The following is a 1334-nucleotide window of genomic DNA, read 5'->3' on the forward strand; positions in this document are numbered from 1 at the left end:
ATTCCTAACAAGGCAACATAGTCAAACTAGTAACTGATAAGAGCTAAAACATGGGATGAAGTGATGGCCATGCTGACGGAGAAATAGTAGGGCTTCAAGGGCCTGATGCAAATATGAAGTCCAATACTCAGCATTACTTCAATGGATGAGTATGGGAAACCTTGGACGATCTCCGCCAACACAAAACTAGTTCCTTTTAGTGGGAGTCCAGATGCAAATACACTAACTCAGCAGAGAACGGTAATTTCAGATAAATTGGTTAATTAATCTAATAAGCACATCTTTAATCAATCCCTCAATTGACTACCAATTTTCTATATGAACGATGGCACACCTCTCTCAGTAATTATTCGCAAGCGTATCAAGGCTAAAAAAGCACGCTTTCATGCAAATGACAATATTTCCGCCTTTATTCGGCCTGGGGAGCTGGATGCATTAGTGAAGGAAGTATCCGAGAAAATGCAGGCTGTTTTAGAGAGTCTTGTGATTGATACAGAGAGTGATCACAACACCAAAAATACCAGCATGCGAGTTGCCAAGATGTTTGTTAATGAGGTTTTTAACGGCCGTTATGTAGAGCAACCTTCATTGACAAAATTTCCTAATGTAAGTCGACTGAATGAGCTGATGATTATTGGCCCCATTACTGTCAGAAGCGCTTGCTCGCATCATTTATGCCCAATCATGGGAAGAGTGTGGATTGGGATATTGCCAGATAAAAACTCCGCTCTGATTGGTCTCTCAAAATACTCTCGTCTAACTGAGTGGGTGATGTGTCGGCCTCAAATTCAGGAAGAAGCGGTTGTAGAGCTAGCGGATATGATTGAGAGGAAGGTCAAGCCGACGGGTGTTGCAATCGTGATGGATGCAGATCATTTTTGTATGCAGTGGCGAGGTGTCAAAGACCCCGACTCCAAAATGATCAATAGTGTGATGCGAGGGTCTTTCCTTAGTGATCCCAATTTGCGTCGAGAATTTTTATCGCTGATTGAACGCAATTAAGTCAAATAAAAGGATTATGGAATGTCATCAATAGCCTGCGTGGAGTTAAAAGATCTGCGCCTCAGAACCCAAATTGGTACGTACGCTCCCGGTGCCACTATCCCTGATCAACATCTACTGGATCTAACTTTATGGATCAACCCTGAACTCATTTTGATTTCAGAAGATCTCATGGCTAGGGTATTTGATTACGATCCTCTCGTCATGGAAATCGATCGCTTAGCCCTAGACGGGCATTACGCAACCCAAGAAAGATTAGTTACTAGGATAGTTGAGGCTTGCGCTCACTATACAGAAATTGAGTCTCTAGAAATTAGCCTCAAGAAAACTCC

General features: G+C 42.4%; 2 protein-coding genes. Both read left to right on the top strand.

Annotated features, from left to right (window positions below; all coding sequences use genetic code 11):
- Positions 1 to 318: 318 nt before the first annotated feature.
- Positions 319 to 1002: a GTP cyclohydrolase I gene (folE, locus tag B7Y67_RS18250; RefSeq protein ID WP_293599847.1), complete on the top strand. Its 684-nt coding sequence runs from the start codon at positions 319 to 321 to the stop codon at positions 1000 to 1002.
- A 21-nt stretch (positions 1003 to 1023) separates the two neighbouring features.
- Positions 1024 to 1334: dihydroneopterin aldolase (locus B7Y67_RS18255; protein ID WP_293599848.1), on the top strand; the 311-nt coding region annotated here is incomplete at its 3' end.

The sequence above is a fragment of the Polynucleobacter sp. 35-46-11 genome (assembly GCF_002281105.1).

Excerpts from the sequence above, each read along its gene's own strand:
- folE (WP_293599847.1), top strand. The coding sequence starts at position 319 with ATGAACGATGGCACACCTCTCTCAGTAATTATTCGCAAGCGTATCAAG.